Below are 26,861 nucleotides of genomic sequence, written 5' to 3'. Positions count from 1 at the left end.
CCCCACCCCCGCCCGATGCGGTGCCTTCCACTGCCGGGAAGGGCCGCAGCCACCTGGCGACCGCCGTCCTGTCGGCGGCGGTCGCCTCGGTGGTCACGCTGGCTGGCGTGGCGATCGTGGACGACGGCCCCGCCCCGACCGTCGCGCCACCCGCCACCGTGCAGACCGGCAGCGACGCGGATCCACCCGTGACCGGCGACGCCACCGGCGGGCTCAGCATCGGCGAGATCGCCCAGCGCGTCTCGCCCTCCGTGGTGCACGTCAGCGTGAGCAACGGTCGCGCGGTCGTGGGCGCCGGCACCGGAGTCATCTTCGACTCCGAGGGATACCTGCTGACCAACAACCACGTGGTCGAGCAGGCGGCGGCGGTCGGTGTCACCCTGCCCGACGGCAGCCAGTACGAGGCCGACGTGGTCGGCACCGATCCACGCAGCGACCTCGCCGTGCTCCGCATCGACGCGACCGGCCTACCCGCCGCCACGTTCGCATCCGAGCTGCCGCGCATCGGCGAGATCGCCGTCGCCATCGGTTCGCCGTTCGGCCTCGAGGGGTCGGTGACCGCCGGGATCGTCTCGGCCCTCGACCGCTCGCTCCCCACCGGGAACGGGACCCTGCTCGGCCTCATCCAGACCGACGCCGCGATCAACCCCGGCAACTCCGGTGGGGCGCTGGTGAACGACCGCGGTCAGGTGATCGGCATCAACACCGCCATCCTCAGCGAATCCGGCGCCAACGACGGGGTCGGCTTCGCGATCGCCGCTCCCGATGCGGTGAACGTCGCCACCCGCCTGCTCGAGGACGGCGAGGTCCGCTACGCGCTCCTGGGGATCCAGGGCCAGGACGTCGACGCGGGCATCGCCGCGACGTACGACCTCCCCGTGGACCAGGGCGCGCTCGTCGTCAGCGTCGAGCCCGGTAGCGGCGCTGACCGCGCGGGGCTGCAGCCGGAAGACATCGTCGTCTCCTTCGACGGCGAGGAGATCACCTCGATGAGCGAGCTCGCCGTCGCCGTACGCGCACAGGAACCCGGCGACGAGGTCGAGGTCGACGTCGTACGGGGCGGCGAGGAGCTGACCCTCACCGTGACGCTCGGCGAGGCCCCGCCCCTCTAGGGCCGCGGAAGCTCGTGCTACCGCTTCGCTGCTTGAGCACTCGAAAGGTTGAACCGCTGAACCGGGTAGACGGGTTCAGCGGTTCGACCTTCTCGGACGGCACCGCCCGCGTCGGGACCGTTCCCGTGCCACAATGTCCATGTGGACCGAGGGAACACACCGCTGTCCGACAGCCGCTGGGATCGGCTGGGTTCGTGGCACTCGTACCGGTACCTGGCTATCTACGGCATCGTGATCTGCTTCGCGGTCGTGCCGTGGACGCACCTGCCCACGTCCGGTCTCGACGAGGTGTCGGCCGTGGCGCTCGTCGCCGGGCTCGGCTGGGCCATCCCGTGCTGGCGCCTGGGCGTCGTCGCGGACGGGCGGGGCGTGCGCCTGGACTACGGCGTCGCGAGCCGACGCTTCGAGTGGGCTTGCATCGCCGAGGCAGCCGTCGGTCGTCGCGGCCTCGAGCCGCACCTGCGCCTGACGCTCGTGGACGGCCGGGAGTTCTGGGCGCCGGGCTTCACGGTGCCGCTGTCGGAGCGCAGCTCCCGTGCCGACGGGTGGCGCAGCACCGAGATGTTCCGCGCCGCCGAGCTCATCACCGCTGAGGCCGAGCGAAGGCGCCAGCAGGTCCCGCCCGACGCGACGTTGGTGCCTCGTCCGTTCGTCACCGCCCCCGCCCTCGCCCGCCACTGACGGCGACGTCTACCCCGCGGCTCTCACCACTGGAGCCGGCGGCGCACGACCGCGGCGGTCGTCGCGAGCGCGGCGCCCGCTGCGGCGGAGGCCGCCCCGGCACCGGTCGTGGGCAGGGGTGGCGGCTCGGTCTCCTCGGCGGGGGGAGGTGGCGAGGTGGGCTCGTCGAGGACCGCGACCACCTCAGCGCCGGCGCGCTCGCCGGAGCGGATGGCGCCGTCCATGTAGCCGTTCCAGGTCGTGGCGGTCTCGGTGCCTGCCCAGTGGAGGCGGCCGACCGGGGCCCGCAGCGCCTCGCCGTAGCGGGTGAGCACGCCGGGGGCCGTGAAGCCGACGTAGCCGCCACCGGAGTACGGCTGCGCCTGCCAGTCCAGGTCGAGGTAGTGGGTCGCTTCGAGCGCCTGATCGCCGAAGTAGCGCTGGGACGACTCGAGGAACGCGTCACGGCGCTCCTCGCGTGAGCGTGTGCTCCACTTCCTCGCCGCGTCCGCCTCGAAGAAGCCCATGAGCACGCCCGGCGTGCCGCTGGGCGGGGTGTTGTCGAAGGTGAGCTTGACCGGACCGGTGTCGCTGGTGGCCTGGCCCGCGAGCCCGTCGTCGCGCCAGAACGGGGTGTCGTAGACCGCCATCGCCTTGATGACCGAGCCCATCGGCATGCGCTGGGTGAGCTGGTCGCGGAGCGCCCCGACCGGTGGGGAGGTCTCGATGCGACCAGCGAGGTGGAGCGGCAGCGCGACGATCGCGCGCTGGGCTCGAACCGTGACGCCGTCGGCCTCGACCGTGACCCGGCCGGCGTCCTGGGTGATGCGACGTACGGGGGCGGCGAGGACGACCCGATCGCCGAGGGCGGCGGCGTGGCGGATGACGACCTCCTGCGATCCGCCGACGAACCGGTCCTGCTGGGCGCCGCCGGTGGTGTTGATGAGCAGGTTGAGGTCCCCCATCGCCGAGGCGATGTAGAACAGCACGTGCAGCAGAGCGACGTCGTCGGGGTCGCAGGCCCAGATCGCCTCGATGGCGAGCTCAGCCAGCGACCTGCCTCCCGGGGTGGCCATGTTGGACTCCATCCAGGTGCGGAACGTCTGACGGTCCCACTCCCCGGCCGAGTCGCTGGCCCACGGCGCTGCAGGGTCGACCTCCGCCGCCATCATGTTGAGGCGCTCGATCACCACGCCGGCCTCGACTGCACCGGCCGGATCGGAAGTGGGGATGCGCCCCTCGTAGGTGAAGCGCATCCCGTTGCGGTAGTCGACGTACGCGCCTTGGTCGTGGGTCGGGAACGTGTCGACGCCGACCTGCTCGGCCCACGCGTAGAGCCGGTCCTGGGTCGGGCCGACCCACTGCCCGCCGATCTCGATGGGTTGGCCGTCAGGGAGGTGGGCGTTCCACACCCGCCCCCCGACGCGGTCGCGTGCCTCGACGACGAGCACGCTGCGCCCCGCCGCCACGATGGTCTCGGCCGCGGCGATGCCGGCGAAGCCGGCCCCGACGACGACCACGTCGGCCTCGTGGGTGCCGGCGGCCGAGACCCCCGACTCGGCGTGGACGGCAGCACCAGCGGCTCGAGCGGAGGCGGGGCGCGCACCGGGCAGGGCGAGGATGGTCGCGCCCGCGGCCGCGCCTCCGAGGAAGCCCCGGCGCGTCAGCTGGCGGGGCGGGGTGCCGGTCGCGTCGGTCATCGCCTCCCCCCTGGAGGGGGGAGGGGCCGGCGTTGCCGGCCTGGGGGGTGAGGTCAGATCTGTCACGGTCGTGCCTCCCGATCCTGGGTGGTGTGGAGGATCGAACCGTTGAACCGGCGTTCCCGGTTCAACGGTGCAACCTCCGGTGAGCGGCGATCAGCGCGATCGCGAGCGCCCCGACGATGCCGCCACCGGTCGTGGGCAGGGGCGCGTCGGCGGGCGGGGTCGGCCTGGCTGGGTGCGGCGTCGGGGCGGCTGCGACGACGATGCGCTCGGTGTCGGGGTGCGCCGCTGCGTCGGTCCACCCGGTGGTGGCCTGGACCGCGACGGTGCCGTCCGATGCCACGGCCGGCGCCAGCCCGGGGCCGTACGCGCGCTCGGCCCAGCCAACTCCGGCGCCGCCGGTGGCGACGATGGCCGCGAACCCCTGGTCGGCCGCCTCGCGCTCGAACGCGATGCGCAGCACGCCGCCGTCTCCCACATCGGGGCTGCGCTCGCGGGCCGCGGAACGTTCCGACACGCTGATCGATCCGGACCAGGCGCACGACGCCCCGCAAGCGAGCCGTGACGCGCGGATGTGCCCGAGCCCGCCGCGGGTGTCCTCCCACGCCAGCCACACGTCGTCACCGACGCGCCCCAGGCTGGGGGTGAGCTGCTGCGCCCATTCGGTGGTGGCATCGTCGCTCCAGGTGCGCCCGTCCGCATCCGCCTCAACGAGAGATGACGCCGTGGTTCCGAGCTGGTCGATCGGCGCGATGACGGAACGCAGGGTGTTGCGACGGTCGCGGAAGTCCTGCCACACGAGTACGGCGTCGCCGTTGGACCGGAAGGCGGCTGCGGGACGCCACGCGTGACCGATCCCGTGGACGACCCGAGAGTCGGCGGGCCCGACCTCGATCGTCGGCGTGTCGTCCACCACGACTGGATCGGTCCACGTCGCACCCCCATCGGTACTCCTCACGGCGTAGACCCGCGCCGCAGAGTTCGCCATGTCGTGACCGTGGTAGACCAGCAGCACCTCGCCGTCGTCGGACACCGCCAGGTCGTGGTAGCCGTTGCGGGCCGCCCCGTTCGTCGGACGTCCCTCCGTGGTCGAGACGCGCGTGCTGGGCGACCACGTCGCGCCCCGGTCGGTCGAGCGCGCGACCCAGACGTTCTCGGACTCGCGCGCGTCCTCGTAGGCGACGACGAGCGTCCCGTCCGGCAGCGCCACGACCTCCGGGTGCCAGGCGCCGTCGTCGGGGCGGTTGCTCGGAGGCGGTCCGTCGTCGACGCGCACCGGATCCGTCCAGGTGCGGCCGCCGTCGTCGGAGCGCTGCGCGACGATGTCGCCGTCGGGGTGGACACCGTCCCAGGAGGTCGCGCCGACACGGTAGACGAGGTGGAGCGCCCCATCCGGGGCGGAGGTGACCGCCGGGGTCCACTGGCGCCCCGCGACCTCCGAGGTAGCGCGGCAGTCGCTGCACGCCGGCGCTGCGGGGAGGTCGACGGGGCGCTCCCGCAGCACGACGTCTGCCGCGATGACGCCCTCCACCTCCTCGTCGTGGTGCGGGGCTCCCGGCTCGAGCTGGCGTGAGCAGTCCACCAGCGCGGAACGGCGCTCCAGCAGCGGGGCCGACGGGTCGTCCGGAGGGCACCACGGGCGCACCGCATCGAGCCACGGCTCGATGGCGGAGAAGCCCGGCTCGGCCGGCGAGCCGATGAAGGCCCGAGGCTGGTCGGTCGGGCGCGGCTGGTGCATCACGTGGCCCTGGCCGTCGAACATGACGAAGTCGAGGACGGTGCCGGTCGCCATGGGCGTGACGTTGGCCTGCACCGACCCCGACAGCGACAGCTGCTCCCAGCTCGCCATGCGCCAGCCATCGGGCTGCCAGTTGTCCAGGGACGGCGGGGCGTTGGCCCAGCCGTAGCCCCCGACCGCCCCGGGGTTGGCATCTGGCTGGAGCTGCACGTGCATGTCGAGCTGCTCCAGCCGCTGTGTGACCTCGTGTGCCCATGCTGGCGCGCTGATCGCGAAGCCGAGGCGCCCGACCTCGGTGGGCACGACACCGATGTGGTCCACCGACTCGGAGGTGATGTCGAGCAGGTCCTGCTCCAGCGCGACGAGGTACTCCTTGCGCGCGGTGAACACCACCTCGCCGTTGGGGTTCCACACCCAGCACAGGTTGTAGAAGAACGGCTCGTCCTCGGGCACGACGTAGGTCGGCGAGTCGGCCGGTGCCTCGGGGTCGCGCACGACCGAGAACGTCGGGTCGTCGGTGGGCTCGAACGGCGCCTGGTCGCTGCAGCTGACCAGCCACACGTCCTCGTCGTCCGCGATGGCGGAGAACGTCTCCTGCACCGCACGCGTCATGGGATCGACGAGCGCCCAGGCGAGGGTGCGCAGATCGAGCGCCGCAGCCGGATCGTCGAGCTGGGTCGGGTCGGCGGGAGGCACGCCGAACCGGGCGGCGTAGAAGTCGATCTGCGGCTGGTGGGCGACCAGCAGCGAGGCGATGGCCTCCTCGGCGGAGTTCGCCTGCCGTCCGATCGCGCCCCGCGGCCCCAGGAACGCCGTCCACAGCCCGATCGACTCCGGGTAGACGACGAGGTTGAGACCGTCCGTGTCGAGGTCGGGGCGGGCGAGCTCGAACAGGCGCCGCATCTCCGCCTCGAACGTGGCGTAGCTGGCGTAGTCGGCGAGGTAGAAACGATCGTCGACGGCGACGACGCGGACCTCGCGAACCGTGCGGTCGGCCCGCGAACTCGCCGTGGCGGTGCTCCCCACGATCGCGCCGAGCGCCATGAGGCACACCGTCAGACCCAGCCAGCGACGCAGGACGCGCTCCCCTACCGCGAACGTGCGCAGCGTAGGCGCGGTGGCGGGGAGGACCCGACCCCTGCGGGAGGCGAACACCTCCGGGAGGTCGGGCACTCCCCGCCGGTGTGGCGGTCAGCCCGCCAGTGCCGACCGCCACGCGTCGGCGGTCGCGGCGTCGTAGGGCTGGGTGAAGCCGCAACCCCAGACGAACCCTCCGTCGCCGGAGACGAGCAGCCGGTCGCCCACGGCTACGGCTGCCGGGTTGTCCACGGTGATAGCGCTCAGGCCGGTCGCGCCCTGCAGCGTGATCTCTCCACCGACGTCACCGGCGAAGGACTCCTCCACGGCGAAGCTGATGTTGTCACCCTCGATCGCCGTCACGGTCCCGTCGAAGGCGAACTCACGGTTCGGCAGCGTCTCGAGCGAGTACACCTCGATGCACATCGCCATCCCGCCGTCCGGCGAGATCGGTTCAGATCCTGCGTCGTCGGGACCGGCGACCGGTGGGCTCTCGGGCTCGGTGCCCCCGGTCAGGGCGACCGTGACGCCGCCCACCAGCACGGCGGCGATGGCGACGCCGACGAGCAGGGGAGCCAGGCGTCCCCGACCGGTGCGGGCGGGGACGGGATCGGTGCTCTGCATGGTGATCTCCTGGTACGTGGCCCGCGCGCGGGCCGAACGGGACAGCTCCACGACCTCGTCTGGCGACACAGGGTTGGCGCGGGCCAGCCGCTCCAGCTCCTCCACGTCGTCCCTCCTGCGGTCGTCACCTGTTCCTCTGTCCGGCACGGTCACGATCCTCCCACCCCCGCGTCCGTCGGTTCGCCCAGCGCACGCCGGAGGCGTGCACGTGCTCGCACGACGCGGTTGGACACGCCCGACTCGCTGATCCCCAGCACCTGGGCCGCGTCGGCGTGGGTGAGTCCGTCCCAGGCCACCAGAGCCAGCACCTCGCGGTCGCGCGCGGGCAGGCTCGCCAGCGCGCGCGCGAGCTCCTCGTCGTCCGTCTCGGTGGCGACGTCGTCGGGACTCGCCGGTGGCGGCGCGGCACCGAAGGCCGTCGCTGCGCGGTCCACCAGCCCCCTCCACCGCCGGCCAGCACGCCGGTGGTTGGCCAGGCAGCGGCGTGCGACCGCGAACAGCCACGGGCGGGGCGCATCCGTCGGCACGCGCTGCGACCGGCGCCAGGTGATGCTGAACACCTCCGAGGCGACGTCGTGCGCCTGGTCCCAGGAGACCCCCCGACGGCGCGCGTAGGCGACCACCGCCCCGTAGTGGGCCTCGAACAGTGCCTCGAACGCCGCTTCGTCCACGCTCCCACCTGTTCCCGCCGTTCGGGGCGGTTGCACCCAGCGCGGCCTAGGCCACCGAGGTGCCCTAGCCGCACATCGGTGACGGAGGTGGGACGCCGTCGAGGCTGCTCCGGTTCCACGCGCCGCGCTCTCAGTAGGCTCAGGTCGACGTCCAGACTGGGGAAGCCGATGGCGTACGTGGAGAAGATCCCGCCGGAGGCCGCCGAGGGCGTTCTCCGTCGGGAGTTCGAAGCGGCCGTCGCACGGGCGGGACGGATCTGGGAGATCGTCGCGGTCCAGAGCCAGTCCCCGGCGATGCTGCGTGAGTCGATGCGGCTGTACAAGGCGACGATGTTCGGCGACTCCGAGCTGTCGCGCGCCCAGCGCGAGATGATCGCGGTCGTCACCTCGATGGCCAACGACTGCCACTACTGAACGAAGTCCCACCTGCACGACCTCCGGGCTGAGGTCGACGACCAAGCGCTCGTCGATCGGTTCTGCGACGACTGGCGCAACTGCGGCATCGATCCGGCGACGCGGGCGCTGCTCGAGTACGCCGACAAGCTGACGCGAACGCCCGGGGCGTGCTCGCGTGCGGACGTCGACGTGCTACGCGGGGTCGGATGGTCGGACGCCGCCATCTCCGATTGCGCCCAGGTGTGCTCCTACTTCAACTACATCAACCGCATCGCCGACGGTCTCGGCGTCGATGACGAGCCCTGGATCGACGACCGCGGCTACGAGCGCTCGGGTTGAACGCCAGGCCCCTCGCCCCGCGCCGTCCTCGCCCCGCGCCGTCCTCGCCCCGCGCCACCCGCGCCATCCTCGCCCCGGCGCCATCCGCGCCCCGCCGGGCGAGCTCCAGGAACCACCGGATACGGTGGTTCCCAGGCGATCGTCCGCACCGGTCGCCATCCGGAGGCGCCGGATACCGACCGGAACCACCGGATACGGTGGTTCTCGGGGCGAGCGCGCACGGACACCCCACCGAGTCGCCGGATACCGACCGGAGCCACCGGATACGGTGGTTCTCGGGGCGAGCGCGCGGCGGCGGAGCGATCGGCTCAGAGCTCGGCGAGCGGGGCGCGCGTGTAGGTGATCTGCATCGGCTCGGACGCCCCGATGGCCCGGACCACCACGTTGAACGAGCCCATCCCGGTGGTCGCGACCCAGTTGTCGACGCCGGGGTCGCGTTGGGACACCACCACACGGAAGCGCCCGTCGTCGCCGGTCACGAGCTGCTCGCCGACGAGGAAGACGGGGTGGTGGTGCCAGTCGCCCGACTCCATCCACCGCGACAGCAGCTGCACCGACCAGTAGCGGCACGCGGGCACGACCCCCTCCACGACCAGTGCCTCGTGCTCCTCGAGGTGGTCCACCCAGCTGCCGGAGTACTGGATCGCCGGTGACGGCATCGCCCGCTGGACCACCTGCGGGTCGATGGGCGGCGGGGTGGGCTCGCCGTGCTCGTCGACGTACTCGTCGCCGAACCGCAGACGCGAGGGGGTCGCGGTCGCCATGAGCGCCGACAGCGTCGTCTCGACCTCGAGGATGTTGCCGACGAACGCGGTCACCTCGTCGAGCCGCGACGCCAGCATCTGCGGGGTCAGCGGCGGCGGCGGACCCGGATCGGGCACGGCCTCGATCGTGTACGTCGCCTCCTCCTCCACGCCCCGATCGTCGAAGTACTGACGGACCATCACGTCGGTGGCGTCGTCCTCCAGCGTGATGACGTCGGCACCGACGGGGACGGCCTGGGACCCGGCCGGGGCGAGCCACACCTCGAACGCCCCGTCCTGGATGACGGCGAGGTCGGTGTCGTCGAGGTGACCGACGATGCGCCGCGCCCCGCCCTCGCCGGTCCCGTAGACGACGACGCCGAGGTAGGTGCAGGTCCCGCGGTGACCGTGGATCTGGTAGGTCAGGGACGGATCGAGGTAGGCGGCGTCGTAGATGGTCTCGGGGTTGTCGCCGAGGATGCGGCGGTGGTGGTCCATCCAGCGCGTGAACTCGGGCCGGGCGCGGTCTCCCTTCTCGAGCAGCATCTCGAGGGCGATGGACAGCACCCGTGTGACGTGGCGGTAGCCCTCGGCCAGCTCGCGCTCGTCCTGCGCCCCGAGCTCGCCGGTCACCACCGCCCCGGCGTCCGCCAGCCCCGTGACGAACCGCTCCCACGCGGCCATCGCGGACTCGGCCGCCGCGCCGTCCTGGAGCGCCGGGCCCTTCGCCGCCCCGCCCGCCGCCGCGCCACCATCTGATGGATCTCCCACCGCGCCTCCTCCGACGAACTTGAATACCTGGGTGCACTTAGATGCACCCAACCATTCAAGTTCAGGCGGGGCGGGGGCGGCGACCTCGCCCCGCGATGACGAGGAGGTCGCCGTGACCGACGATCCGACGCCGCCGGGGTTCCCACGCAGCGACTTCCCGCCGACCGGCTCGAGCGAGCCGTACGCCGGGTTCGAGGGCGTCGTCACCGATCGCATCGCCGGCTCGGAGTCGTGGTGGCCGCCCCGACCGACCCCACCAACGGGCGCCCCGAACGTCGTGGTCGTCCTCTGTGACGACCTCGGTTTCAGCGACATCGGCTGCTTCGGCTCCGAGATCGAGACCCCCAACCTCGACCTCCTCGCGGAGGAGGGCATCCGCCTGGCCAACTTCAACGTGACCCCGATGTGCTCGCCGTCGCGGGCGTCGCTGCTGACCGGGATGAACACCGGGCACCGCGTCGGCGTCGGCCACGTCGCGCACAGCGACCCCGGGTTCAGCGGCTACGCGATGGAGCTCGCAGACGATGCGGCGACCATGCCCGAGATCCTGAGGGACGGGGCGGGCTACGCCACGTTCGCGGTCGGCAAGTGGCACCTCGCGAAGGACTCCGACCTGTCCGATGCGGGACCGAAGCACTCGTGGCCGCTGGGCAAGGGATTCGAGCGCTACTACGGCTTCCTCGACGGCTTCACCAACTTCCACCACCCGCACCGGCTCGTGCGCGACAACACGACCGTGGAGGTGGACCGCTACCCCGACGGCTACTACCTCACCGATGACCTGACGTCGCAGGCCATCGCGCTCATCGGGTCGGCGCGAGCAGCGAACCCGACCAAGCCGTTCCTGCTCTACCTCGCGCACGGGGCGGTCCACGCCCCGCTGCAGGCCCCAGCCGAGCTGATCGCCAAGTACGCCGACCGCTACCAGGTCGGCTGGGATGCCATCCGCACGACGCGGCACCGCCGGGCGCTCGAACTCGGCGTCGTGCCACCCGGAACCGAGCTGCCGCCCCGCAACTCCGAGCCCGGCTACGAGGCACCTCCCTGGGACCAACTCGGCGACGACGAGCGCACCGTGTTCGCGCGCTACATGGCGGTGTACGCGGCGATGGTCGAGACCATCGACGTCTCGCTGGGCAGGCTGCGCGGGGCGCTCGAGGAGCTGGACGAGTGGGAGAACACGCTGCTCGTGTTCACCTCCGACAACGGGGCATCGCGTGAGGGCGGCCTCACCGGGACGACGACCTACTTCACTCACCTCGGCGGCGAGGTGGAGGTGTCACGTGACCTGGCGCGCTTGGACCTGATCGGCGGGCCGCAGACCGTGTCGCACTACCCCCAGGGCTGGGCGATGGCGTGCAACACGCCGTACCGGCTCTACAAGCTCAACACCCACCAGGGCGGACGCCACGTGCCGGCGATCGTGTCGTGGCCGGCGCGCTGGCGCGACCAGGCCGGCTCGATCCGGTGGCAGTACGCGCACCTGTCCGACGTGCTCCCGACTGTGCTCGATGTCGTCGGCGTCGACGCCCCGCGCGAGCGGGGCGGGGCGCCGCTACAGCCCATCGCGGGCCACGTCATGACGCCGTGGCTCGACGACCCCTCGGTCGACAGCACGCACCGCGAGCACGTCTTCGAGGTGCAGGGCAACCGCGCGTACCTGCGCGACAACTGGGAGATCGTCTCGCTGCACCAGCCGCTGGCAGCGTTCGACGACTCCGAGTGGGAGCTGTACGACCTGTCTGAGGATCCCACGGAGATCCGCGACCTTGCTGCCGAGCACGCCGACCTGGTCACGGAGCTGTCGCGCGCCTGGGACGAGGCGGCGTGGCGCGAGCAGATCTACCCGATGGACGAGGGCTCGGGCCTCAAGTTCATGATCCGTCCCGACCGCGACGAGGTGTTCGAGCGCCCCGCCGTGCTGCCGTTCTTCACACCGACGCTGGAGCGGTGGCGTTCACTGCAGTTCATCCTGTTCCGCTCCTGCCGCGCGACGGTGTCCTGGCCAGGTTCGACTGGCGACGGCGACGGCGACGGCGGGGCGGGGGGCGGCGCCGGTTACCGCCCCGGGGACGCCGGGTACCTCATCGCGCACGGCGATCAGGGCGGCGGCTACGGGCTCTACGTCAGCGACGGGCGTTTGACGTTCGTGCACAACGACGGGCACGGCTCGCTGCGTCACCTCGACGGCGGCGAGCTCGCGGATGGCGTCACCGAGATCGTGCTGCACCTCGACCGCCCCGCAGGTGGCACGTGGACCGTGAGGTTGGAGGTGGGCGGGGCCGAGGTCGCCCGGGACGAGGGCTTCAGGCCACTGTTCCCGATGGCACCGTTCCAGGGCATCGAGGCCGGCATCAACCGCCGTTCCCCGGTGAGCTGGGGCATCTACGAGCGCCACGGCTCCTACCGCTGGACCGGCGCACCGGGTGTGGTGCGCTACGAGGCGTTCGAGCCCGCGCCCGACGCCCCGTTCCACTACCTCGAGGACATCCGCCGCATCGCCATGCAGTACGACTGACGCCCCGCTGCCCCGCAGTCGCTCATGGCGGACGTCGCGACCCCGGCCCACTCCGTGGAGACCTGGCCTCACATGCGAGCACAACTCCACACGGAGCGGTGGTCAGAGGCCGACGAGGGCGCGGATCTGCTGCTCGACCCTCTCGGAGATCTCGGCCGGTCCGCCGACGAGGCGGATCATCAGGCCGCTGGGGTCGAGAGCCGCGATGAAGTCGCCGGTCGTCGGGCCGCGGTCGAGGTCGTCCTGGGGGTCACGCGCGCGCCGGAGGGGTCGGGACCTCACGCCCCGCCGACGGCGAAGCCGAAGGACTCGCCGAGGTCGATGGGGACGACGCGGAGCCCGCTTGGGAGGTGCACGCCGAGGCGCCCATCGGGCATCCGGAAGACGAGCACGCCTGTCGGTGACCAGCCCACGCCTCCGCCGCCGTAGGGCCCGACCGGGTCGATGCCCCCGGCGTCGTCGAGCAGAGCGACCATCGACCCCTCGACGGTCACCACACCGACCGCGAGCCGCCGGCCGTCGGGTGAGAACCGGCCGCGGCTGCCGTGGAACTCGCGGAGCGTCGCATCCGGCTCGACCACGGTCTGGTCGCCCGTGGCGACGTCCCTGATCCGTACGGCGCGACACGCCGGCGGTGTGCACGCCGCCACGCGGCTGCCGTGCGTCGCGATGACCCAGGCCGGACCGAGGTCCGCGATGACCTCGTCGGTCACCGGGTCCCACACGTCGACGACACCCTCACGGATGACCGCGCCGTCGACCGCTCCGGCGAGGCCGCCGCTCATCGGCACCTCGGGCACGGTCACGTTGCCCTCGAGCTCCACCTGCCGGATAGTCGGCGCCTCCCACGTTCCGCCGAGCAGCCAGACCCGCCCCGCTTCAGCTGCGGGCACGAACTGCAGTGCCCGGCCGAGCTCGCTGACCCTCCCGTCATCGGGGTCGAGCGCGTAGGTGATGTCACCACCCCAGAACACGAGTCGTCCCGCGACCGGTTCCAACCGGAACAGGGCGTCGCCCGGGGAGACCTCGGGGACCTCGAGGCGGCGCTCTCGCCGCGCATCCACGTCGATGATCCGGACGGTGCCCTCCTCCAGGGAGGTCAAGATCGGGTAGGTGAGGAAGACGCGCGCCCCGGTCGGCTCGTCCCCGAGCGCCTGCAACGCCCCGGTCTCCCGACCGTCACGCAACCGGAGCAACGCCCCGCCCCCGTGGAACGGGATCGGCTCGCCGGCGTCGGAGCGCTCGCCGATCGTCGCGCCGAGGAGCCCACCACCTGTCCAGACGATCGCCTCGGCACCCGTCCACACGAGCGACGCCCCGAACGCGGCGGGGATCGGGGCGACACCGATGCGCTCCCACGTATCGTTGGTCGGATCGAAGCTGAGCGCGACGGGACCGGCCGCATCGAGCGTGCCCGACCACGCGACGATGCGGTCCCCTGCCCACACCGCCGCCTGCCCGCCGTTGCACTCGCACGGTGGTGGCGACTCGAGCGGAGGGGAAGGCAGCGACCGCCACGTTCCCTTCGCGGGCTCGTAGGCCGCCGCCTCGTTCTCGGTTGCGCCGGAGTCGGCGACCGGACCCCACACCACGACCTCGGAGCCGGTCCACACCACGCTCGGGTCGTGGAGGGACCGCGTCGGCATCTCGGGCATGGGCCGCCACGCGTCCATCGTGGGGTCGTAGCTGGCCGCCTCACCACCGCCGACAGCGATGACGAGATCGCCGGTCCAGACGGCCTGCATGTGGGTCGTGCCCTCCAGCGGCACGTCGGGGATGGACCGCCACGTATCGGTCTGAGGGTCGTAGGCAGCACCGTCGCGAAGTTCGTCGTCGCCGAGGTTGGGGTTCTCGCCCCCGAAGGCGACGACCTCGGTCCCGGTCCACACCGACGTCGGCGAGAAGCGGCCCGGCACCGGTGCCGGCGCAGCGTGCCGCCACTCGTCCTCCCTGGGGTCGTACAGCGCGGCCCGTCCCTCACCTCCGTATCCCCAGACGAACACCTCCGCGCCGGTCCACTCCGCGACACCGTCCAGCCGACCGCCCACGGGGTGCGGCACGGGTGCGATGCGCTCCCACGTGTCGGTGGCCGGGTCGTAGAGGGCACCCTCGGAGCTGGGCGCGTTGAGGCGGCTCATCCCGCCCCAGACGAACATCCGGTCGCCGGTCCACACGACCGCTGGAGTCGCGTTCTCGTCCACTGGTCCGGGGGCGGGCAGGTGCCACGTCGGCTCGTCGAGCGGGGCCCCCGACACCGTGGTGACGGTCGGGGCGCCACGGCGATCGGCAGCCGCGGACGGCACGGGCTCCGGTACGTCGAGTGACGCCCCGTCGATGCGCCCGGAGGCGACGGCGACGACCGCGACAGCCGCGAGCACGACCGAGGCGAGGGCCAGCCACAGAACCGAGCGTCCTGGGGTCGTCGGCACCGGCCGCTTCCGCGGAAGCGCCCCGCCCCGCGGCGCCGTGGCCCGGCGGTCCAGCGCCGCCCCGCACGCCCCGCACCAGCCGGCCGACGGCGGCGCGACGGCGTCGCATTCGCGGCAGCGCACCTGCGTCGTCATCACCGACACGGTACGACGTCCGAGGACGTCGCATCGTTCAGTCGCCTGTCCCCGCCACTCTGGGTCGGATCATGGCCGTATGTGGCCGGAACTCGACCCGGAGCGGGGCGCGAGCGCCTTGCCGGGGTTGAGGATCGCGTGCGGGTCGAGCGCGTGCTTGATCGCGTGGCTGACGTCGAGGACGTCGGCGCCGATCTGCTGCTCCAGCCAGCGCTGCTTGAGCACGCCGACGCCGTGCTCGCCGGTGATCGTTCCGTCGTGCGCGAGTGCGAGGTCGACGAGCGCCCCGAACGCCTCCTGCGCGGCCCCGACCTCGTCCGGGTCGGCCGGATCGAACACGATGGTCGGGTGGAGGTTGCCGTCGCCGGCGTGCCCGAACGAGGCGATCGTGAGTCCCGCCCGTTCGGCGACGCGAGGGATCACGGCGAGGTAGGACGCGATCCGCGACAGCGGCACACCGACGTCATCGAGGAGCGTCGCGCCCCGCATCTCGAGCGCCGGGATGGCCATCCGGCGGGCGGTGAGGAGCGCGTCCCCCTCGAGGGGGTCATCGGTCACCGCGGTGTACCCGGCGCCGGCGTCGATGCAGGCCTTCTCGAAGCGAGCGATCTCCTCGGTCCGCTCGGCACCGGCGTCGGACTGGGCGAGGACGAGCGCCGCGGCGTCGCGTTCGAGACCCATGCCGGTCGCGTCGTCGACGGCGGCGACCGTGGTCGCGTCCATGATCTCCAACAGGGACGGGGCGCCGGCACGCGACAGGGCATCCACCGCGACGCCTGCGGTCTCGAGCGTCGGGAAGAAGGCGACGAGCGTGCTGGCCTGGGGCGGCAGGGGACGGACTCTTACGGTCACCTCGGTCACGACGCCGAGCGTTCCCTCGGAACCGATGAGGAGCTGTGTGAGGTCGTAGCCCGCGACGTCCTTCCGGGTCCGGCGCCCCGTCCGGATCACGCGGCCATCGGCCAGCACGACCTCGAGGCCGGCGACCCAGTCCCGGGTCACGCCGTACTTGACGCAGCACAGACCGCCGGCGTTGGTGTTGATGTTGCCGCCGATCGAGCAGAACGCCTGGCTCGCCGGATCGGGCGGGTACCACAGGCCGACCGTCGCGAGCTCGGCCTTCAGGTCGCCGTTGAGGACGCCGGGCTGGACCACTGCGAGGCGGTCCCGCACGTCGACATCGAGGACGCGGTCCATGGGCTCGACCGAGAGGACGATGCAGCCGTCGATGGCGTTGGCTCCGCCGGACAGGCCCGAGCCCGCGCCCCGCGGCACGACCGGCACACGCAACCTCGAGGCGACGGTCATCGCCGCCGCGACATCGGCCGTGGACCGCGCCCGCACCACCACGGACGGGGCACCGGCCGGAGCCCACTCCGCACGATCACGACGGTGCGTCGCGACGATGTCGGTGTCGGTGATCACCTGCTCCCGCGGGAGCACGGCGAGGAGCTCGGCGACGACGGGAGGAGGCGGAGGATCAGCAGCCACGCCAGCACCGTACCTGCGTCACGCGACGACGAACGCCCCGTACCCGACGACCGAGTCACGCGGTCCCCCGGCATCTCCTGAGCTGCGCAACGCGACCTCTCGCACCGACATCTCCCGACGCCCTGCGAGGTGGAGGAACCCGCGCAGCGCGTAGACCCCGCAGGCATCGTGCGGCGCGATCGCAGCGGCATCGGTGGCCGTGATCGCCGCCGAGGTCCGAGCATCGCGCTCGCGTGCGACGGCGTGGGGCAGGTAGTGGGACAGGTCGGTGGAGACCACCACCAGGGTCCCGTCGTCCCAGAGCTCCTCGAGCACGGCGGCCACGACCTCCGGCGCCGCCGCCCCGACGCCGAGCGGCACGACCGGGACGGCCCCGACCGTCTCGAGCAGGAACGGCAGTTGCACCTCGAGGCTGGGCTCGCGGAGGTGCACGTCGTCATCGACCACGATCTGCCGCCGCGCGGCCAACCCGTCCAACGCGTCGCGGTCCAGCGGAACGTCACCGAGGGGCGTCGCGAACGCGTCCACACTCGGCACCGCGATGCCGTGCAGCGGGGCGAAGTGGGTCGGGCCGGCGATGACGACCCGCCGCCACGCACGCTCCGCCACCGCCACCCGGGCGTACGCCTCTCCCGCGACCGGGCCGGAGTAGCGGTACCCGGCGTGTGGGACGATCACCGCACGGAGTGGCCCGGCCGCGTGGCCTCCGACGGCGACGTAGCGCCCGACGTCCGCGCGCAACCGGTCGGGATCGTCGGGGTAGAAGACACCCGCGACGGCGGGGCGTCGAACGGACGGGGCGGTCACGCGGTCCGCTGCCCCGACGCGGACGCGAGGTGCACCGGTAGGCGACGCTCCCCCCACGTCCCGACCGGTCCGTCGAAGACGCCCGGCACGTCCGCACCGCACACCTGACAGGCGCCCCGATCGGTGAGGCGGTACGTCCCGAGCTGGTACCAGTCACGTTCGATCACGACCGTGCCGCAGTCGGCGCAGCGCGTGGACTGCCCGTCGACGTCGTGGACGTTGCCGGTGTAGACGTGGTGCAGCCCGTTCCGCAGAGCGATCTCTCGAGCTCGGGTCAGTGTGCCCGGCGGGGTCGGCGGGACGTCGCGCATCTTGAAGTCCGGGTGGAACGCGGTCAGGTGCAGCGGCACGTCGTCACCGAGCTCGTCGACGATCCAGCGGGTCATCTCGTCGAGTTCCTCGTCGCTGTCGTTCTGGCCGGGGATGAGCAGCGTCGTGACCTCGGTCCAGACGTCGGTCTCGTGCACCAGGTAGCGGAGCGTGTCGAGCACGGGGTCCAGCTGGCCGGTGCACAGCCGCTGGTAGAAGCGGTCGGTGAACCCCTTGAGGTCGACGTTGGCGGCGTCGAGGTGTGCGTACAGGTCGCGCCGAGCCTCAGGGTTGATGTAGCCCGCAGTCACGGCCACGGCCCGGATACCGCGCTCGCGACACGCGTCGGCCGCGTCGGCGGCGTACTCGAGGAAGATGGTGGGGTCGTTGTAGGTGAACGCGACGCTGCGGCAGCCGAGGGCTTCGGCGGTCTGCGCGATCAGTTCGGGCCCGGCCGTGTCGGCAAGGGTGTCGATCTCGCGGGACTTCGAGATGTCCCAGTTCTGGCAGAACCGGCAGGTGAGGTTGCAGCCGGCGGTGCCGAACGACAGCACGGCGGAACCGGGGAGGAAGTGGTTGAGCGGCTTCTTCTCGATCGGATCGACACAGAAGCCGCTCGAGCGACCGTAGGTGGTCAGGACGATGTCGTCGCCCTGCCGCGCTCGCACGAAGCACAGGCCCCGTTGTCCGTCGCGCAGGCTGCACGCCCGTGGGCAGACGTCGCAGCGGACGGTGCCGTCGTCGAGCGGGGTGGCGTAGCGCGTCACGACGACGGACGGGTCGTCGGTCGGGGTGTGCAGGGACTGCATGGTCGTTCCCTCGGAGGCGGGCCGCAGGCCGAGTGCTCAAGTAGCGAGCGGTAGCACGACATGAGGGTACGGCGTTCGGTCCCTGCCACAGGCCGCCGTAGGCTCCGCGTCGGCGAGAAGCCGCGGCGTGCGAGAGGGAGATGGCGTGTGACGTTCTCCATCGTCGCGGCGGATCCCGACGCGGACGACGTCGGCGTCGCGGTCCAGTCGAAGTTCGTGGCCGTCGGGGCGATCGTGCCGTGGGCGCGGGGAGGCGTCGGCGCCGCCGCCGTGCAGGCCTACCCTGACGTGATGGTGGGTCCCCGCGCACTCGACCGACTCGAGGCCGGGCAGGATCCCGACGACATCCTCGACGAGCTCGTACGTGCCGATCCGGCGGCCCCGCTGCGCCAGACCGGTCTCGTCGCGGCGGACGGATGCTCCGCGTCGCACACGGGCGAGGAGTGCTTCCCCTACCGAGGCTCGCTGACCGGAGACGGGTTCGCCGTGCAGGGCAACGTCCTCGTGGGCCTACAGGTGCTCGAGGCAATGGCCGAGACGTTCCGCGGTTCCCAGGGGGCCTTGGCACACCGGCTCGTGGCCGCGCTGCGAGCGGGTCAGGCCGCCGGAGGCGAGAAGCGCGGGATGGAATCGGCTGCCCTGGTGGTCCGCCGACCTGGCGGTGGCTACGGCGGCAACCACGACCGCCTCGTCGATCTGCGCGTCGACCACCACGACGATCCCATCGAACGCCTGAACGAGCTGCTCGAGGTGCACGACTACTACTTCGACCGGGCAGCGCGCTCCGAGTGGGTCGCGCTCGACGAGACCCTCCGGCGCGAGCTCGCGGCACGTCTCCACGCCCACGGCTGGCTGGATGACCCCGGTGGTGGCCTGACCTCGCCCCTGCTGGACTACATGGGGTGGGAGAACCTCGAGGAGCGCTGGACCGACGCCGATCACATCGACCCGCTGGTGCTCGCGCACCTCCGGGCGGACCTCGCCCTGCCGGACACCGAGGGATCGGGCCCGGGCACGTAACGTGGGCAGGTGCCACCTTCGGACCGGCCCCACGACGAGCGCGTCGAGGTGCGTCTCTACGGCGACCTGGACTGGTTCTGCTCGGAGGTGGATCGCCACGGGGTGGCCAGCGTGCCCTTGGGTGAGCCTCGCTCGGTCAAGGACCTGATCGAGTCGCTCGGCGTTCCCCACGTCGAGGTCGGAGCGGTCCTGATCGACGGCGAGAGCGTCCGACTCGACACGCTGATCAGCTCGGCCGCCCGCGTCGCGGTGTACCCGCCACTCGATGATCTGGCACCCCTCCCTCGGCTGTGGCCGGATCCCCCCGACCCACGACGCTTCGTCGCCGACGTGCACCTCGGCACGTTGGCCCGCCGACTTCGACTGCTCGGTTTCGACACGTGGTACGCCACGGACGCTGACGACGCCGACCTGGCCGAGCGAGCGGTCGAGGACGAGCGCGTCCTGCTGACGCGCGATCGTCAGCTGTTGATGCGCCGCGTCATCGTCCACGGCTACTGCCCGAGATCGTCGGAACCCGACGAGCAGGTGACGGAGGTCGTCACGCGCTACGACCTCGCTGATCGCGCCCGACCCTTCACGCGATGCGCCGAGTGCAACGCCCCCCTCGCGGCCGTCTCCAAGGCTGACGTGCTGGACGAGTTGCCTCCGCGGACGCGCGTCGAGCACGACACGTTCTCGCGCTGCACCGGCTGCCGCCGGATCTACTGGCCGGGCTCCCACATCGACGCGTTGAGCCGACGCTTCGGCACCATCCTCGACCCTGCGCCGCCCGGTCGCGGATCCGTCGCCGGACACCCGAACCGGGCACGTTGAGGCTATTAGGCTCGCGGGGCGAGGGGGGGACGTGGTGGACACAGCGCTGCTCCAGGGGACCGTCGCCATCGTCGTCGTGGACGTCGACGGCCCGACGCCGTACGCCGATACCCGGGCGACCACGGATGCCCTCGCCGAACGAGCGCAGGCGCATCGGGGCGCGCTCCTGCGCAGTCAGGGCAAGGAGCACGTGCTCGCGTTCACCTCCGCGCCGCGTGCCCTGTCCTTCGCGATGGGGTTGCAGGACGACCTGGGCTGGGGCCGTCCGGTCCGTCTGGCGATCCACATCGGTGAGCTCACCCACCGCGACGGGGAGGTCTACGGCTCGGCGGTGAACGTGTGCCGGCGGCTGACCGAGGCAGCCGAGCCCGGCGCCGTGCTGGCCTCGGCGGTCGTGCACGACGTCTTGGGGGCCTCCACCGAGCACAGGTTCGTGCCGGTGCCGCTCGACCACGCCGGTCCCGCCGGGGCCGCGATGGCGTACCGCGTCGATGCGGCCAGGAGCGTCCCGCCGATGGCGGGCCGCCTCGCGGGCCCACCGGCACGGCTGGTGGATCGGCTCCAGGAGGCGACCCGTCGCGCACGCCTGAGCCTGGTCCTCGGTCGCGCGGGCTCGGGGAAGACCACCCTCGTGCGTGCGTTGGCCGACCTGCACCCGACGGTGTGGCTGTCGATCCCGAGGGATGGACTTCGTCCCGCGACGCTCGCACGCGAGATCGTGAGCGGTCTGCGGATCCGAGTTCCGGGTCTGCCGGCCACGCTGAACGAACTGGGAGCGGGACTCCAGAGCGAGGATCAGCGGAGCAGTCGATCTCGGGCCGAGACCCTGGCGGCGTCGGTCGGCGAGGCCCTCACGGACGCGCTGTCACGCGACCTGTACTTCGTGGTCGACGGGGCCGATCACCTCGCGACCTCGCGGACCTGCGTCGCCCTGCTCGAGGCCATCGCTCGGAACGCCCCGCCGGAACTCCGCCTGGTGCTGATCGCACGTCGCGATCCCGGCCTGCGCACCGATCGGCTGCGCACCAGCGGGGGCGTCGCCACGATCGATGACGCGACGCTCCGACTCGAGGACGCCGAGGTCATCGATCTCGCGCGGAGGCAACTCGGCCGCTCCGGGACCGATGCGGCCGTCGAGGCGGTCGTGAGGTTCGCCGACGGCAACCCCGAAGCCGCCACGCTGGCGGCCGCGCGGCTGCGTCTGGGTGGCGGACCACCCTTGGACAGCGTGACCGCGGTCGCGCGTGAACTCGTCGAGAGCCGCGACGACACCGACCGCACGTTGCTCGAGACGCTCGACGCGCTCGAGAGCGCGACCCCTCAGCTACTGGCAGCCGTGACCGGGTTCCCGGTCCTGTCGATCGTGCCCGGCCTGGCAGCGGATGGCTTGATCCGATCGCTGGGCGTGAGGTCCGACGTCCTCGAGGTGGGAGCAGCGACCGCGGACGTGCTGCTCGTCGACGACGAGCTGCGCAGCCGGGCGAACCTCGCCGCGGCGCGTGAGCTGCGTCGCGTCGACGACCCCGCGGCGGCGCTGCGCCACCTCCGACGCACCCCCGACCGGATGGAACCCCTGTCGCTGCTCCTCGAACACGGACGCCGCCTGCTGCAGGACGGCGCGTGGCCGTCGGTCCTCGAGACGGTCGGTGAGGCCGCCCGTGATCCGGCGATCCTGTTCACCAGCGAGGCATCCACGACGGAGGGGCTCTCGCTCGGTCCAGAGGCGGCCGCCGACCTCGCCGCGCTGATCGGTGAGGCGTGGCGCATGGCGGGTGACCGTGGTCGTGCGCTGACCTGGTTCGAGCACGCGAGCCGGGCGCTCGATCCGGTCCCGCCCTGGCTCGCGTGGCGCACGGGCATGCTGCTGCACTTCGGTGGGGAACTCGACCAGGCTCGCGAGCTGTACGCACGTACCGGGGACGAGGGCTCACCCGGGGACCGCGCGATGGTCCACGCCTGGGCCGGCGCCGCGGCCTGGATGCAGAGCGATATCGACTCGGCGCGTCGTGAGGCCGAGCACGCCATCGAGATCACCCGGTCGCACCATCACGACCACGCGCTCGCCGCGACCTACACACTCCGCGCCATGCTGGCCGCGGTCGACGGCGACCGGGCAGCCAACGACCACTACTACCTGCGGGCACTCGAGCACGCCGAACGAGCCGGCGACCTCCTCCAGCTGGTGCGTGTCCGCACGAACCGCGGCTCACGACTGCTGGAAGAGGGCGAGCACGTGGAAGCGTTGGCCGAGCTCGAGGTCTCGCTGCGTCACGCCGACCTGATCGGCGCCGTACCGCTGCAAGCCATGGCGCTGTCGAACCGTGGCCAGGTCCTACGCAGGCTCGGGCGCCTCGACGAGGCGACAGCCGATCTGGTGACCAGCCGCGAGAGCTTCGAACGCACCGGTTCGCGCTGGGTCGGCTACGCGCTCGGCCACCTCGGCGAGCTGTACCAAGTCCGTGGCGAGCGGGCCCTCGCGATGTCGTCGTTCGAGGAGGCACTGGCCCAGTGCGCCCCGGTCGGAGACACCCAGGGCACGGTCCCCGCTCTGGCCGGCCTCGCCCGCCTCGTGCTGCCCCACGACCCGCGACGCGCGCGGGAGCTGGCGGACCGCGCGAGCATGCATCCCGATTCGCTGGGACACGTCGACGCTCTGGCCGCCTTGACCGAGGTGGCCCTGGCACAGGGAGAGACCTCGTCGGCGACCCAGGCCAACGTCGAGGGGCTCCGGGTGGCGAGGTCGCGCCGCGATCGACCGGGACTGGCCACCCACCTAGTGCTACGAGCTCGACTCACGACCGACCCGCAGGAGTGCCGAGCGCTGCTCGAGGAGGCACGCACGCTGTGGTCACGCATGGGTTGCGTGCTCGAGGAGGCGCGCACCGATGTCGCACTCGCAGCCCTCGAACCGGCTGCGGCTTCGATCGCGACCATCGAGGCAGCGGTGCGGACCCTGCGCACCCGCGGCGCTCGCACGTGGGCGGACCAGGGCGAGGCGACCCTGACCACGCTCCGTGCCGAGACCGCGGCGCCCCTCCACATGCGCGTCCTCGGCGGCTTCGAGCTGCAGCACTCCAGCCGTCCCGTGACCAGCGTGACGACCGACAGCGATGCCCGCCAGCTGTTCGCCTACCTCGTCGTGATGCAGGATCGCTCGGGGCCGCGGGAACGCATCGCGGCGACGCTGTGGCCCGACGCCGATGATGCGCAGAGCCGCCTGATCGACGCGCTGGGTGATCTGCAGGGGGCCCTGGAGCCCCTCGACGAGGACGCCGCCGCGGCGATCGGAGACCTGCGCATCGACCCCGCACGCATCAGCAGCGACCTCGAGGTCTTCCGCGACGAGGCAGAGCGTGGCTTGTCGGCCGTCCGTGACGGCCGTCCGGTCGTGGCCGAGGCTCACCTCGTCACCGCGGAGGCGACGTACGGGGGTGAGCTACTCGAGGGCTGGCCCATGCTGTCGTGGCTGGCGATCGCACGCGACGACGCGTCGGAGCTGTACCTGCAGGTCGTGATGGCGCTGGTCGACCTCGAGGAGGGTCGCGGTGACAGCCACGGCGCGGTCCGGTTGCTGCTGCGCGTGGTCGAACGCGACCCCTTCGACGAGGCCGCGCACCTGCGGCTGGTGGCGTGCCTGGAGCGAGCAGGTCGACGGGGCGAATCGCGCCGTCGCTACCGCGCCTACACGGCCAGGATGCAGGAGATCGGGGTCGAGCCCGCTCCGTTCCCCGACGTCAGCCCCGCTCCGGAAGCGTCCTGATCAGCCGGCGGTCGCCAGGTCGGAGATCGCGGCACGGATGACCCGCTCCAGCTCCAGCCCCGTCAGAGACGGCACCGACGGCCGGGCGTCGTCGGAGCCCATGAGCTGGGCAACCTCAGGCCGCCACCCGTGGTGCCCGGGGATGGTGTGGATCTCGACCGCGAGGGGGCGGAGCGTCGGGGCCACCTCGAGGTGACCCGCGACAGCGAGCGCCCCGCCCACGAAGCCGCCGATCATGCGCAGGTGCATCTCGTCGACGGTCGCCAGCGCGATGGTGAGGATGTCGGCGAGTTCCTCGTGCAACCCGTTGACGTCACCCACCGCCGCTCGCAGCCGGGCGAGGTGGCTGCGTGCGTGCAGCGCCCAGGTGGGCAGCGCGAGACCGTCGACCGACGCCACGTGACCGAGCTCGACCTGGGCGGTGACGAGGTCGGCATCGAGCAGGCTGTAGGCGCGCGCCAGGTGAGCCATGGCGGTCGCGGTCGGACTCCCCGAGCGTTCAGCCAGCGCGATGGCGGTCTCGGTGAGCTCCGCGACGAACGCCGACGCCTCTCCCGTCAGATCGATCGCTCGCTCCGTCATCCCCATGACCATGCCACCGAGGCAGTACGCGGCGACGTCGTCGGGGACCCGGTCTCCCAACGAGGGGTCCGCCAACGGCGCGTACAGCATCGCGGCGCCCTCCTCGTCGCCGGATTCCCATCGCACCCACGCGACCGCCAGGGCGGTGACGATGTAGGTCTCGTCGTCCGCACGCGCGGCCACCTCGAGGGCGGCGTCTCCCGCGGTCCGGGCGGCGTCGGCATCGCCTGCGAGCCAGTGCCCGATCGTCGCGGTGCCGCGGAGACGGGCATCGAGGCGTGGATCGAGCTCGGGGCCCTCGGCGACGAGACGCACCGCCAAGCGGGTGATCTCCCACTGGACCGTCCGACCGACGCGTTCCCACGGCACGCTGGTGACCATCCGTGCCGCGTCGGTCCACCTCCCGGCGACGATGCACCACTCGAACGCAGCGCGCAGGTCGTCGAGTGCGGCGGTCACCACGGCCAGGCCCTCCACCTCACGGGGCCCGTGGAGTAGATCGCCGGCCCGCACCGCGACTCGGGCTAGGTGACGGGCGTGACGGTTCCTGGCGGCGGCGAGCTCACCGGACGCCTCGAGCTGCTCGTGCGCGTAGGCCCGCACGGTCTCGAGCATGCGGTAGCGGACCTCGCCCCGCTGGCGTTCGACGACGAGCAGCGACCGGTCGATGAGGCTCGCGATGATGTCCACCTCGTCACCGTCGTGATCGGGATCGATCACCGCGGCCGCGTCTCGCACGTCGAAGCTCCCGACGAACACCGACAGCTGCTGCAGCGAGCGCCGCTCGGACGCGCCGAGCAGCTCGTACGACCACGTGATCGCCTCCCGGAGCGTCTCGTACCGCGCGTCCGCTGTGGGCGCACCCGTGAGCAGTCCGAAGCGCTCGTCGAGGCGGGACTCCACGTCGCGGGGCGTGAACATGCGCATCCGGGCCGCCGCGAGCTCGATGGCGAAGGGGAGGCCGTCGAGACGCCGACAGATGTTGGCGATGACGCGCGCGTTCGACTCGTCCAGGCCGAAGTCGCGCGAGACGACGCGAGCGCGGTCCACGAACAGGCGCACGGCATCGGCGCCCGCGATCTCGTCCGTCGACGCTTCAGCGGCAGGTACGTCGAGGGGCGCGACGCGGTGTACGCGCTCGCCCGCCACGCCCAGTGGTTCGCGGCTGGTCGCGAGGATGCGCACCTCGGGGACCCGTCGCGCCAGCTCCGCGGCGAAACGGCCGAGTTCGGCGGCGAGATGCTCGCAGTTGTCCAGAAGGAGGAGGAGCTGGGTGCCCGAGAGCGCATCACGGAGCAGGACGAGCGAGTCGGCACCAGCACGCCTCGACACCCCGAGCTCTCCCAAGATGGTCGTGATGGCGGCGTCCTCGGTCGTGGCTTGGGCCAGCTCGGCAGTGACGATGCGCACCGACCGGTTCCGCCGCAGGCGACCTGCTACCTCGCGTGCGAGCCGGGACTTGCCGACCCCTGCCGGCCCCGTGAGGGTCACGATCGCCACGTGCTCCAGCAAGCTCGTGACGTCGTGCAGATCGGCCTCGCGCCCGATCAGCGTGGTCAGCAGAACCCCTGACGTTGGTTCGGGATCGGCGGGCAGCTCGAGGTCGACCGGCCACGTCCCCGGCCCCTCGACCGTCAGCGACGGGTCCTGGCGGAGGATGGCTCCCTCCAGCTCGCGCAGCTCCGCTCCCGGTTCGATGCCCAGTTCCTCCTGCAGGAGCTGGCGCACCTCCTGGTAGCAGGCCAGGGCATCGGCCTGCCGACCGCTGTGGTAGAGGGCCACCATCCGGTGGCGCCAGAGCCGTTCCCGGAGGGGGTGGTCGCGGGTGAGTTCCGCGAGCCGGGCCGCCACGGCCGCGGCCTGGCCACCGATCGCCAGCTCTGCCTCCGCCTCGAGCTCCAGCGCGTCGAGCCTGGCCGCCTCGAGTTGTGCCGCCGGCGCGGCGGCCCACTCACGATGGGCGACCTCCTCGAACGCGCGTCCGCGCCAGCGCTCGAGCGCCCGACGCACGAGCTCGAGCGCCGGCTCGGGATCGTGCATCACCAGCGAGCCGGCGCGACGGACCTCGTCCGCGAACTGCTCCGCATCGACGTCGACCTGTGAGCGGTCGAGGGCGTACCCGCCCGTCCGCGTCACGACGAGGTCCGCCGGGAGCACGCCCCGCAGGCGCGCCACGTACGTGCGCACGGTGGACGTGGTCGTGCGGTTCTCGCTCTCGGGCCACAGGTCGGTGATCAGCCGCTCCACCGGCAGCGACTGCGCCCCCGCGATGACGAAACGCAGCAGCAGTTCACGCACGCGGCCCGCCGGGAGCTCCAGAGCGATACCCCCGTGAACGACCTCGAGGGGGC

General features: G+C 72.2%; 19 protein-coding genes. 8 read left to right on the top strand and 11 right to left on the bottom strand.

The window, feature by feature from the left end:
- Positions 1-1,112: trypsin-like peptidase domain-containing protein (locus KY469_18015; GenBank protein MBW3664995.1), on the top strand; the 1,112-nt coding region annotated here is incomplete at its 5' end.
- Between the two features lie 141 nt (positions 1,113-1,253).
- Positions 1,254-1,793 (top strand): hypothetical protein, encoded by a 540-nt coding sequence (locus tag KY469_18010; GenBank protein MBW3664994.1) that lies wholly within the window; start codon positions 1,254-1,256, stop codon positions 1,791-1,793.
- Between the two features lie 23 nt (positions 1,794-1,816).
- Here the strand turns inward: KY469_18010 and KY469_18005 are convergent, their stop codons facing one another.
- The 4 genes from KY469_18005 to KY469_17990 form a co-directional block, all read right to left on the bottom strand.
- Positions 1,817-3,472 (bottom strand): FAD-dependent oxidoreductase, encoded by a 1,656-nt coding sequence (locus KY469_18005; protein MBW3664993.1) that lies wholly within the window; start codon positions 3,470-3,472, stop codon positions 1,817-1,819.
- 127 nt (positions 3,473-3,599) lie between these two features.
- Positions 3,600-6,257 (bottom strand): glycoside hydrolase, encoded by a 2,658-nt coding sequence (locus KY469_18000; protein MBW3664992.1) that lies wholly within the window; start codon positions 6,255-6,257, stop codon positions 3,600-3,602.
- 147 nt (positions 6,258-6,404) lie between these two features.
- Positions 6,405-7,019 carry a hypothetical protein gene (locus tag KY469_17995; GenBank protein ID MBW3664991.1) on the bottom strand — a complete coding sequence of 205 codons (615 nt, stop codon included), beginning with the start codon at positions 7,017-7,019 and terminating at the stop codon, positions 6,405-6,407.
- Positions 7,020-7,063: 44 nt separating this feature from the next.
- The gene (locus KY469_17990; protein MBW3664990.1) at positions 7,064-7,621 is read right to left on the bottom strand and encodes a sigma-70 family RNA polymerase sigma factor; all 558 of its coding nucleotides are present in this window, start codon (positions 7,619-7,621) and stop codon (positions 7,064-7,066) included.
- A gap of 132 nt (positions 7,622-7,753) precedes the next feature.
- On the opposite strand from KY469_17990, the gene KY469_17985 reads away from it, so the two are divergent.
- Together KY469_17985 and KY469_17980 are read left to right on the top strand one after the other, a co-directional pair.
- Positions 7,754-7,999, top strand: a complete 246-nt coding sequence (locus KY469_17985; protein ID MBW3664989.1) for a carboxymuconolactone decarboxylase family protein — start codon at positions 7,754-7,756, stop codon at positions 7,997-7,999.
- 87 nt (positions 8,000-8,086) lie between these two features.
- Positions 8,087-8,320, top strand: a complete 234-nt coding sequence (locus KY469_17980; protein ID MBW3664988.1) for a hypothetical protein — start codon at positions 8,087-8,089, stop codon at positions 8,318-8,320.
- 308 nt (positions 8,321-8,628) lie between these two features.
- Here KY469_17980 and KY469_17975 read toward each other — a convergent pair whose 3' ends face one another.
- The gene (locus KY469_17975) at positions 8,629-9,834 is read right to left on the bottom strand and encodes a DUF1214 domain-containing protein (protein MBW3664987.1); all 1,206 of its coding nucleotides are present in this window, start codon (positions 9,832-9,834) and stop codon (positions 8,629-8,631) included.
- Between the two features lie 112 nt (positions 9,835-9,946).
- Between KY469_17975 and KY469_17970 the strand changes: the two genes are divergently transcribed.
- Positions 9,947-12,352, top strand: coding sequence for an arylsulfatase (locus KY469_17970; GenBank protein MBW3664986.1), 2,406 nt, complete (start codon positions 9,947-9,949; stop codon positions 12,350-12,352).
- Between the two features lie 102 nt (positions 12,353-12,454).
- On the opposite strand, the gene KY469_17965 is transcribed toward KY469_17970, so the two are convergent.
- The 5 genes from KY469_17965 to amrS all read right to left on the bottom strand — a co-directional run bounded on the left by KY469_17965 (position 12,455) and on the right by amrS (position 18,332).
- Positions 12,455-12,634 (bottom strand): hypothetical protein, encoded by a 180-nt coding sequence (locus tag KY469_17965; GenBank protein ID MBW3664985.1) that lies wholly within the window; start codon positions 12,632-12,634, stop codon positions 12,455-12,457.
- Positions 12,631-14,916 carry a hypothetical protein gene (locus tag KY469_17960; protein MBW3664984.1) on the bottom strand — a complete coding sequence of 762 codons (2,286 nt, stop codon included), beginning with the start codon at positions 14,914-14,916 and terminating at the stop codon, positions 12,631-12,633. Before KY469_17960 ends, KY469_17965 begins: the two co-directional genes overlap by 4 nt.
- A 69-nt stretch (positions 14,917-14,985) precedes the next feature.
- On the bottom strand, positions 14,986-16,407 hold the full coding sequence (locus KY469_17955) for an FAD-binding protein (protein ID MBW3664983.1): 1,422 nt from the start codon (positions 16,405-16,407) through the stop codon (positions 14,986-14,988).
- A gap of 18 nt (positions 16,408-16,425) precedes the next feature.
- Positions 16,426-17,214 carry an AmmeMemoRadiSam system protein B gene (gene amrB / locus KY469_17950; protein MBW3664982.1) on the bottom strand — a complete coding sequence of 263 codons (789 nt, stop codon included), beginning with the start codon at positions 17,212-17,214 and terminating at the stop codon, positions 16,426-16,428.
- Entirely contained in the window at positions 17,211-18,332 is a 1,122-nt protein-coding gene (amrS, locus tag KY469_17945) for an AmmeMemoRadiSam system radical SAM enzyme (protein MBW3664981.1), read from the bottom strand. Before amrS ends, amrB begins: the two co-directional genes overlap by 4 nt.
- 60 nt (positions 18,333-18,392) lie before the next feature.
- Between amrS and KY469_17940 the strand changes: the two genes are divergently transcribed.
- The 3 genes from KY469_17940 to KY469_17930 are packed head-to-tail and all read left to right on the top strand — an operon-like array spanning position 18,393 to position 23,928.
- Positions 18,393-19,352, top strand: coding sequence for a DUF1028 domain-containing protein (locus KY469_17940; protein MBW3664980.1), 960 nt, complete (start codon positions 18,393-18,395; stop codon positions 19,350-19,352).
- A 9-nt stretch (positions 19,353-19,361) separates the two neighbouring features.
- Entirely contained in the window at positions 19,362-20,168 is an 807-nt protein-coding gene (locus tag KY469_17935) for a Mut7-C ubiquitin/RNAse domain-containing protein (GenBank protein ID MBW3664979.1), read from the top strand.
- 31 nt (positions 20,169-20,199) lie between these two features.
- Positions 20,200-23,928: a tetratricopeptide repeat protein gene (locus KY469_17930; protein ID MBW3664978.1), complete on the top strand. Its 3,729-nt coding sequence runs from the start codon at positions 20,200-20,202 to the stop codon at positions 23,926-23,928.
- Here KY469_17930 and KY469_17925 read toward each other — a convergent pair whose 3' ends face one another.
- Positions 23,929-26,808: an AAA family ATPase gene (locus KY469_17925; protein MBW3664977.1), complete on the bottom strand. Its 2,880-nt coding sequence runs from the start codon at positions 26,806-26,808 to the stop codon at positions 23,929-23,931.
- Between the last annotated feature and the right edge of the window lie 53 nt (positions 26,809-26,861).

It is taken from the genome of Actinomycetota bacterium, assembly GCA_019347575.1.
Classification (GTDB): Bacteria; Actinomycetota; Nitriliruptoria; order Nitriliruptorales; family Nitriliruptoraceae; genus JAHWKY01.
Note: the sequence above shows the minus strand (reverse complement) of the source record. Positions and strands in the feature narration are given on the sequence as shown.

What these genes read in the sequence shown, in the direction of transcription:
- KY469_18000 (MBW3664992.1), bottom strand. Translation starts at nt 6,257, where the DNA reads ATGGCGCTCGGCGCGATCGTGGGGAGCACCGCCACGGCGAGTTCGCGG.
- KY469_17985 (MBW3664989.1), top strand. Translation starts at nt 7,754, where the DNA reads ATGGCGTACGTGGAGAAGATCCCGCCGGAGGCCGCCGAGGGCGTTCTC.
- KY469_18005 (MBW3664993.1), bottom strand. Translation starts at nt 3,472, where the DNA reads ATGACCGACGCGACCGGCACCCCGCCCCGCCAGCTGACGCGCCGGGGC.
- KY469_17960 (MBW3664984.1), bottom strand. Translation starts at nt 14,916, where the DNA reads ATGACGACGCAGGTGCGCTGCCGCGAATGCGACGCCGTCGCGCCGCCG.
- amrS (MBW3664981.1), bottom strand. Translation starts at nt 18,332, where the DNA reads ATGCAGTCCCTGCACACCCCGACCGACGACCCGTCCGTCGTCGTGACG.
- KY469_17940 (MBW3664980.1), top strand. Translation starts at nt 18,393, where the DNA reads ATGAGGGTACGGCGTTCGGTCCCTGCCACAGGCCGCCGTAGGCTCCGC.